Source organism: Pseudomonas sp. 34 E 7, assembly GCF_900005715.1.
GTDB lineage: Bacteria > Pseudomonadota > Gammaproteobacteria > Pseudomonadales > Pseudomonadaceae > Aquipseudomonas > Aquipseudomonas orientalis_A.
Window position 1 is genome coordinate 73863 of the sequence record NZ_CVTX01000095.1, and the last position, 9168, is coordinate 83030.

The 9168-nt window shown below is 62.5% G+C and carries 7 protein-coding genes; 5 read left to right on the forward strand and 2 right to left on the reverse strand.

The annotated features are described in order from the left end of the window. A partial coding sequence (locus BFP96_RS06740) for a TonB-dependent receptor (protein WP_139113354.1) occupies positions 1-570 on the reverse strand: 570 nt, incomplete at its 3' end. A 207-nt stretch (positions 571-777) separates the two neighbouring features. Between BFP96_RS06740 and BFP96_RS06745 the strand changes: the two genes are divergently transcribed. Further along, the gene (locus tag BFP96_RS06745) at positions 778-1809 is read left to right on the forward strand and encodes a LacI family DNA-binding transcriptional regulator (protein WP_065935876.1); all 1032 of its coding nucleotides are present in this window, start codon (positions 778-780) and stop codon (positions 1807-1809) included. Between the two features lie 62 nt (positions 1810-1871). Then, on the forward strand, positions 1872-2486 hold the full coding sequence (locus BFP96_RS06750; protein ID WP_065887195.1) for a TetR/AcrR family transcriptional regulator: 615 nt from the start codon (positions 1872-1874) through the stop codon (positions 2484-2486). Positions 2487-3102: 616 nt separating this feature from the next. Here the strand turns inward: BFP96_RS06750 and BFP96_RS06755 are convergent. Further along, a complete protein-coding gene (locus BFP96_RS06755) occupies positions 3103-5853 on the reverse strand; it encodes a beta-glucosidase (RefSeq protein WP_065935877.1) in 2751 nt (916 codons plus the stop codon). A 508-nt stretch (positions 5854-6361) separates the two neighbouring features. Here BFP96_RS06755 and BFP96_RS06760 point away from each other — a divergent pair. From BFP96_RS06760 to BFP96_RS06770, 3 genes are all read left to right on the forward strand, one after another. Beyond that, a complete protein-coding gene (locus tag BFP96_RS06760) occupies positions 6362-6577 on the forward strand; it encodes a hypothetical protein (protein ID WP_065892505.1) in 216 nt (71 codons plus the stop codon). A 141-nt stretch (positions 6578-6718) separates the two neighbouring features. Next, complete coding sequence (gene gspE, locus BFP96_RS06765; RefSeq protein ID WP_065935878.1) at positions 6719-8449, forward strand: type II secretion system ATPase GspE; 1731 nt, start codon at positions 6719-6721, stop codon at positions 8447-8449. Continuing rightward, positions 8446-9168, forward strand: a 723-nt coding sequence (locus tag BFP96_RS06770) for a type II secretion system F family protein (protein ID WP_170875987.1), incomplete at its 3' end; no start/stop codon positions are given. The genes gspE and BFP96_RS06770, both read left to right, overlap by 4 nt.

Consider the following 9168-nt stretch of genomic DNA (forward strand, 5'->3'; position numbering starts at 1 on the left):
CCCGCCGATACCGAAGCGGGTGCGGCTTTCGTTGCCGCTGTAGAACGACTGATCGATAAAGCCATGGGTCTGCTCAGTCGGCGCCTTGCTGGTGATATTCAGTACCCCGGCCGAGGCATTCTTGCCGAACAACGTGCCTTGCGGGCCGCGCAACACTTCGATGCGCTCCAGGTCCAGCAGGTCGAGGGTGGCCTGGCCGGGGCGGGCGTACACCACGCCGTCGATGACCGTGGCCACCGTCGGTTCGACGCCGGGGGAGGTGGAAATGGTGCCCACGCCGCGTACGAACAACGAGGTGTCCTTGTTCGAAGCGCCGGTGCGGAAATTCAGCGACGGCACTTGCTGCGCGATGCTCGCCACGCCATTGCGGTTGTCGCGTTCCAGTTGTTCGCCGTCGAGCACCGAGACCGCCACCGGGACTTTCTGCAGCGACGCTTCGCGCCGGGTCGCGGTGACGGTAACGGCTTTGAGCGTGAGTTCCGGTTCGTCGCCGGCAAAAGCGCCGGCGACGGGAAGGGCGCTCAGGCCAGCCAGAAGCAGTAAATGGGTGTGCCGTGGAAAAATGTGCATGCGATGCCCGCTCGAAAAGTGCCCTGGTCCGCTGCGGTTCTGCGACCGCCAGCGCCTGTGTGGATGTCTTGGGCATTCGCTCGAGCGAGTAGCAGACAATGCGCGTTGTTAGCGCTAACATCGATATTATTGAAGGCTCGCGTTTAGAGCGTCAAATACTAAAAAATTAGTTTTATATTCTTTTTGGTTTTTTACTGGACGCCCTCCGTGACTGAAGCAAAACCGCGCAAACGCCGTGGCGCCGGCCGCGTCACCCTGAGCACCGTCGCGCACCAGGCCGGGGTGTCGGCGATTACCGTGTCGCGGTATTTCAATCAGCCGGAGCAAGTCTCGCCCGAGCGCCGCGAACGTATTGCCGAGGTGGTCGCCGAACTGGGCTATGTGCCGAATCTGGTGGCCGGTGGCCTGGCTTCCGCACGGGGCCGCATCGTGGCGATGGTGATCCCGAACATCTCGGGGCCGATCTTCGCCAATACCCTCCAGGGTTTCAGCGATACCCTCAGCCGGCATGGCTACCAGCTGTTGCTGGCGTCCAGTTATTTCAGCGCCGAGCAGGAAGAAAGTGCGGTGCGCGCCTTTCTCGGCTGGTCGCCGGCTGCGCTGGTGCTGACCAGCCGTTTTCACAGTGCGGGCACCGAAAAGATGATCGCCGATGCCGACATCCCCGTGGTCGAAACCTGGGACTACGTACCCGAGCGCAAGCCGTTGCAGATCGGGTTTTCCCACTATGAAGTCGGCGTGACGGCCGCGCGTTACTTGCACGCCAAGGGCTACCGACGCATTGCTTTCGTGCACAACAGCGCCGCGGGGGACCTGAGCGCGCGCGAGCGGGGCGAGGGGTTTGCTGCGACCCTGATCGAACTGGGCGTGCAGCCCTGGGTCTTCGCTCCCGACGCCGACCGCGCGCCCTTTGAGGCGGGCAAGCAGGCGATGGAAAGCCTGATGAGCCATGCCACACCGCCCGACGCGATCTTCTTCGCCAATGACAACCTGGCCGCCGGCGGCTTGCTGGCAGGGCAGCGTGCCGGGTTGAAAATCCCCCAGGACTGCGCGGTACTCGGTTTCGGCGATTACCCGTTTGCCGAAATGCTGTTGCCGAGCCTGAGCACCATCAAGCCGCCGGCGTTGGACATCGGTGTGCTGGCGGCCACGCGGATACTGGAAAGCCTTGGCGTACTGCCGGTGGTGGAGCGCTTGAACCTGTTGGACTGCCGCCTGATCGAACGCGAAAGCGCCTGAGCTTTATTTGCGGCCCAGGGGCAATTTGGATAGGGTGCAAGCCTGCCCACAAGGACGTTCCCATGACTGAACCTGCCCCTAAAACCCGCCGCGCACCCAAGGGTGAAAAACGCCGCGAAGAGCTGCTGGACGCGGCCTTGCAGGTGTTCTCCCTGGAGGGCTACAGCGGCGCCTCCGTGGCCCAGGTGGCGGCGATTGTCGGTATTTCCGTGGCGGGCCTGCTGCATCACTTTCCCAGCAAGATCTCGTTGTTGATGGGCGTGCTGCAACGCCGCGACGAAGTCAACCAACGGATTGCCGATGAAGTACGCGCCGAGAAGTCGTTGAGCGGGTTGCTTGGCAGCCTGCGCGCGATCAACCGCTCGAATGCCACCGCGCCTGGTGTGGTGCGCGCATTTACCATTTTGAATGCGGAAAGTCTGCTTGATACGCAACCGGCGTGGGGCTGGTTTCAGGAGCGCTATGCGGGGATCCAGCGACGACTGCAGGGGCAGTTTGCCGACCTGGTGGCGGCGGGGGAGGTGCGCAGTGATGTGGACATTGCCGGGCTGGTGGAAGAAATTTTGGCCATGATGGATGGCCTGCAGATCCAGTGGCTGCGCTTTCCGGAGCAGGTGGACCTGGTGGCGCGGTTCGATGCCTACATTGCGCGGGTCGAAGCGGCCATTAGAGCCTGAGTCGATCCCGGTCCAAATGTGGGAGGGGCGGTGCGACGATTCGACTTGCTCCCGATGGCGGCCTCTGGCTGGCCGGGATTTTGGTGTCGATCCCGGTCCAAATGTGGGAGGGGGCTTGCCCCCGATGGCGGCCTCTGGGCCGACCAGGATGCTGGATCAGACCGAGTACATATCCGTTGCTGCGGTCACGGCTGCTTAGGGTTCCGCCCTTACGGCGGCTCACTTTTGAAAAGCGCAAAAGTAAGCAAAACGCTCTTGCCCCACCACTCGGCACCTCGCTTAGGCTCGGTGTGCCCGAACGCAGGCTTGAATCCGTGGGCCGCCGCCACGCGCCATCCATGGCGCGGGGCGGCTAACCCGGCGTCCTGCCGGGTTACCCACGGATTCAAGCCTGCGTTCGGCCAGCGTGGTTTAACGGGGCGCCTGAGATCAAAAGCAGATCAAGAGCGGCTCGCTTCGCATCGTGGATACCCGATTGATCGTTCCCACGCTCCGCGTGGTAATGCATCCCGTGACGCTCTGCGTCACCTGTACGCATTGAGTTGCCGGCGGAACGCGGAGCGTCCCAGGCGGCATTCCCACGCAGAGCGTGGGAACGATCATGTGGGGGAGAGAATCAGTTGCCCGCAGCACTGCCCTGGCTGCTGTCATCGCTCATGTCATAGCCATCACCGTCGCTGGTGCCGCTGTCCCCTTCATTTTGATGCAGTACGCCGCCGGTCTTCACCGTCGATTCACGCAACGTCGAGTTCAGCGCCGAACGCGGCAGCGGGTTGCTGGTGGTGGTCGACAGTTCCTGGCGGAACGGGTTGACCAGCTTGGCGTTCAGGCGGATGTCCTGGGACGAAGCGCCCACCGACAGGTTGAAGCTGTCGGCATCCACCACCCACTGCTTGCTGGCCACATCGTAGTAGGCCAGCGAGCGGTCGTTGAGCTCGATGGTCACGCGTTTGCTCTGGCCAGGCTTGAGGAACACTTTCTTGTAGCCCTTGAGTTCCTTGATCGCGCGTTCGACTTTCGGGTTGTTCTGGCCCACGTACAGCTCGGCCACTTCGGCGCCGGCGACCTTGCCGGTGTTGGCCAGATCGAACGACACCTTGATCGGCGCACCGGCCACGGCGACGCCAGGGCTGACGCTGATGTTGCTGTAGCCGAAGGTGGTGTACGACAAGCCATAACCGAACGGATACAGCGGCTTGATGCCCTTCTTCTCGTAGCCGCGATAGCCCAGGAACAGGTCGTCCTTGTAGCTCATCTCGCTCAGGGTTTCCTGATTGTCGAACGTGGGGAAAGTCGCGTAGATCGGGTTGTCTTCGATGTTGCGTTCGATACTGATCGGCAGCTTGGCCGACGGGTTGACCTTGCCCAGCAGGATCTCTGCCAGGGCCTGGCCGCCGTTCTGCCCAGGGTAGAAGGCGTGCAGTGCGGCCGGCACCTGGTCGATCCAGTCGCTCATCTTCAAGCCGGTGCCGCCATGCAGGGTGACCACGGTGTTCGGGTTGACCTTGGCGATGCTCTGGATCAGCAGGTTCTGGTATTCCGGCAGGTCGAAGCTGTGGTCGAAGCCTTCGCCCTCGTATTCATTGCTGTTGCCGGCTGCTACCAGTACGGCGTCGTACTGCGCCAGGTCCTGTGGCGCAACCAGCGATGCCCAGCTCATCTGCACGCCAACCAGGCCGCCCATGGTGGAGAGGTAGCCGTTGCGGCGCGAGTATTCGAGCTTGATGTCGACCGGTTTGCCGGCTTCAAGATTGACCTTGGCGAACACCGGGATGGTCGGCGGAATGCTGTTGTTCGGCAGCGGCTTGCCGTCGCCGTTGTCGAGGACTTTCTTGCCGTTGACGTAGAGGCGTACCGCACCGTCGGCGCGGACCTTGAACACCTGTTCGCCGCTGACGGTCGGGGTGATCTGGCCGCTGTAGCGAATCGACGTGGCGGCAGTGTCGCCATTGACTGGCAGGCTGTCGGTGGACCAGTCGAGGTTGACGTGCGCGTCGGTGCGGGTGGCAGCCGGGTCACCGGACCAGTTGGTGTTGCTGAAGAACTCGGTCTTCAGGCCTTTGACGCTATTGCCGTTGCTGTCGGCATGGGTCCAGCTGGAGGCGGCCGGGTCCAGCGACAGCCCGTCGATGAACTCGACCTTGGCGCCTGGCGCCAGTTGCTGCAAGCCGCTCAGCTCGCTGATGTAGTTGGCGGCCATCACGTTGGCGCTGCCGAAACCGGTAGGCGGCGCGTACTTGGCCAGGGTGCCGACCACGGCGATGCGCTTGACCTTCTTCGCGTCCAGCGGCAGCAGGCTGTTCTGGTTTTTCAGCAGCACGATGCCTTCGCGCGCGGCATTGAGCGCCGTGCGGTTGCTGGTGGCGCTGTTCATGTTGTGGCTGGTCAGCGGGGCTTTGCTGTCGAACTTGTACAGGTAGATCTGCTTGAGGATGCGGCGCACCTTGTCATCGATGGTCGCGCTGCTCAGCTCGCCACTGTCCAGGTACGGCTTGAGGACGGTGCTGTTCATCTGGTAGCCCATCATGTCCAGGTCAGTACCGGCCTGTGCCGCCGGCAAGCCGTCGACCACGGCGTTGTAGTCACTTTGGACGAAGCCCGGATAGCCCCATTCGGTTTTCAGGATGTCGCGCATCAGGTGCTTGTTCTGGCACGCGAACTCGCCGTTCACTTTCTGGAATGCACACATCATCATCGCGACTTTGCTGTTCTTCGAGGCGGACTCGAAAGGCGGCAGGGTCATCTCGCGCAGCACGCGCTCGCTGATGGTTTCGTTGAGATGGAAGCGGTTGCTTTCCTGGTCATTGGCGGCGAAATGCTTGGCGTTGGCCCACACGCCGCGCGACTGAATCCCGTTGATCACGGCCGGCCCCAGGCTGGCGCCGAGGAAGGGGTCTTCACCCGACAGATACTCGAACGCACGGCCGCTGTACGGCATGCGGTACAGGTTGACGCCGGGGCCGGTGACGAACTGATAACCGCCGCTGGCGGTGTCGTAGCCCAGGGCACGGCCCAGGTCGATGGCGCGACGCGGGTTCCAGCTGGCTGCCAGGTTCGGCCCGGACGGGTACACCACGCCCTGGGCGTTGCCTTCACTGGTGTAGCGCACGCCGACACCGCCGTCGGCACCGTGGATTTGCGGGATGCCGTATTGGGTCAACGGCTTGACGTCCCAACCGCCAGTGCCGCCGATGTAGGCGAGTTTCTCTTCCATGGTCATCTTCGCCAGGGTTTTATCCGCGGCCTTTTCTGCGCGGCTCACCCGGCCCTCATCCAGGGCCGGGCTGGTGGCCGCATGCACCTGGGACACGGCCAGTGCCAGCAGGGCAAAGGCCGACTGCGCACCGATCATCTTGCGTTTGTTCATGGAATTCTCCGACAACTGTTTATTGAAATAGGGCGCCAAAACGCGCGTTTTACACAGCGCGCTCGTCACTTTTTTACGGGCAATAGTCCGCCTTGAGCGCAATGTTTAACCGATGGCTAATTGCGACTACTTGGCAGGTTCCGCAGTATTAAAAGTTTAATAATTGTATGAGTTGTTGTTATGGGTAGTGTCTAAGTGGCATCACGCGATGGCGTTTTGAACCGCTAAAACGGCATAATTAAGGCAATTCTTGCGGTTATAAGTCAAACAAAAGCTAATTTTTGCGTGAAATAAGAAATATTTCCTTACCTTTCGGAACTAAGCATAAACCTACCAGTCGATTGGTTTAAGAAAATATATGGCGGCATGGCAAACTAGTGGCGTTGCCCGGTAGTTCTAAAAGGCCATGTTTTATACAAGCTGTCATACACAACGCTTTGGTGTAGGGTCTTGATCGAATTCAAGGCGCCACTTGAGCTGTCCGCTGTTTTTGAACTGGAGAATGTTTATGAAAATGTCCCTGTTGGGTGCCGGCCTCGTGCTGGGCGTTGCACTGAGTGGCGCGGCCATGGCCGCTGAATCAACCGACGCCGATGCGACGTCGGGTGCTACCGATTCCACCGTGCTGACCCAGACCCACGACGCCAAGGCGGCGAAAAAGCAGAAAGCCGAAACCACCAAGGGTGGCCGCCCGTTGAATACAACGGCCACCCCCACCAAGTAAGCCTGACCCTGTAGGAGCGAGCTTGCTCGCGAAGAACGTCAACGATGACGCGGACATTCTGGATGAGCGCGGTGTCCTTGAGTCCTTCGCGAGCAAGCTCGCTCCTACAGGAGGTTTTTACAGCCCTTCAGATTTTTACCCATGCCAAGTCCCTCAACGCCCATCGATGCCTGCCAGATGCACGTCCCGGATACCGAACAGGTCTGCGCGTGGCTGATGCAACAGGCCGGGTTGAAAACCGTGGACCTGGAGCGCGCCCGGCGCCTGTCCCAGGAGGGCGGCGACTCTGAATTACTTGGCCTGCTGACCCGCCTGGGGCTGGTCTCCGAAGTCGAACTGGCCCGCGCCTGGGCCGACTTGCTCGGCGCGCCGCTGCTGCTGGCCGACGCCGCGCCACCCTTGCTTGACCCGTTACCGAGCCTGACCGAGCGCTTTATGCGCCACTACCAGGTGGTGCCCGTGGGCTGGAGCCAGGGTGGCCTGCGCGTGCTGGCGGCCAACCCGTCGCTGGTCTACCCGTTCCAGGCCCTGGCCTATGCCTGCGGCGTGCCGGTGTGGCTGGCGGTCGGCCCGCGCAACGAGGTCGAAACCCTGATCGAGCGCTACTACGGCCAGGGCCGCTCGGCCATGGGCACGCTGATCGAAAATCTCGACGAGCACAGCGGCGCGCTGGAAGACATCGAACACCTCAAGGACATGGCCTCCGAGGCGCCGGTGATTCGCCTGGTCAACCTGATCCTGCAGCGCGCGGTGGAACATCGCGCCTCGGACATCCATATCGAACCCTTCGAAAACCAGCTCAAGGTGCGTTACCGCATCGACGGCGTGCTGCACGAGGCCGAGGCGCCACCGTCGAGCTCATCCGCCGCCGTGATTTCGCGAGTGAAAATCATGGCGCGCCTGGACATCGCCGAGCGGCGTCTGCCCCAGGACGGCCGGATCATGCTGCGCATCCAGGGCAAGGAACTCGACCTGCGGGTGTCCACGGTGCCCACCAGCTTTGGCGAGTCGGTGGTGATGCGTCTGCTTGATCGGCAGACCGTGCAGTTCGATTTCCAGAGCCTGGGTTTTGATGGCCAGCGCCTGGAAACCTTCCTCGAAGTGCTGGAACGGCCCCACGGCATCCTGCTGGTCACCGGCCCGACCGGCTCGGGCAAGACCACCACCCTGTACACCGCGCTGTCACGGCTCAACACCGCCGAGCGCAAGATCATCACGGTTGAAGACCCGGTCGAATATCAACTGGAAGGCATCAACCAGATCCAGGTCAAGCCGGCCATTGGCCTGGACTTTGCCGGCGCGCTGCGCTCCATCGTGCGTCAGGACCCGGACGTGATCATGATCGGCGAAATCCGCGACCTGGAAACCTGCCGCATCGCTATTCAATCGTCGCTGACCGGGCATTTGGTGCTGTCCACGTTGCACACCAACAGTGCGGCGGCGAGTATCACGCGGCTGCTCGACATGGGCGTCGAAAGCTACCTGATTGCCTCGACCGTCAACGGCATCCTGGCCCAGCGCCTGGTGCGCCGCCTCGACCCGGCCACCCGGGAAGCCTTCGAAGCACCGCCCGAGCTGATCGCCGAGCATGGCCTGGACCGCTTTACCGATGAGCGCCCGATCATGCTTTATCGGCCCCGCGCCGACACGCCGGGCGGTGGTTACCACGGCCGCAGTGCAATCACCGAGCTGCTGGTGATGAATGAAGAACTGCGCAGCCTGCTGATGCGCCAGGCCGATGCCGCCACCCTGGAAGCCGCCGCCCGCCGTGGCGGCCTGCGCACCTTGCATGAAGAGGGCCTGCGCCAGGCCGTCGCCGGCGTGACGTCGTTGGAAGAAGTATTGCGTGTGACCCGAGGGGAGGGCACGTGAGCCTGTTCAAATACCGCGCCCTCGACAGCCAGGGCGCCGCGCAACACGGCACGCTCGACGCCAAGGACCACGACGCCGCCGTCGCCCTGTTGCACAAGCGCGGCCTGCTGGTGTTGCAGGTTGACGTCGCCGGTGCCCAGGGGCTGCGCAATGCCCTTGGCCGTGGTCAGTTGAGCGGCGCGGCGCTGGTCAGTTTCACCCAGCAACTGGCCACTCTGTTGGGCGCCGGCCAGCCGCTGGAGCGCTCGCTGGGCATCCTGCTCAAGCAACCTGGCCAGCCGCAGACCCGCGCACTCATCGAGCGTATCCGCGAACAGGTCAAGGCCGGCCAGCCGTTATCCAAAGCGCTGGAGGAAGAGGGCCGCCAGTTCTCGCCGCTGTACCTGAGCATGGTGCGCGCGGGCGAGGCGGGCGGCGCCCTGGAAAACACCCTGCGCCAGCTCAGTGACTACCTGGAGCGCAGCCAATTACTGCGCGGCGAGGTGATCAACGCGCTGATCTACCCGGCCTTTCTGGTGGTCGGCGTACTCGGCTCGCTGGCGCTGCTGCTGGCCTACGTGGTGCCGCAGTTCGTGCCGATCTTCAAGGATCTGGGCGTGCCCATTCCGTTGATCACCGAAGTGATTCTCGGGCTCGGCCAGTTTCTCGGGGCCTATGGCCTGGCGGTTTTCGCCGGGTTGATCGTCACGATCTGGACGCTGGCCGCACGCCTGCGCGAC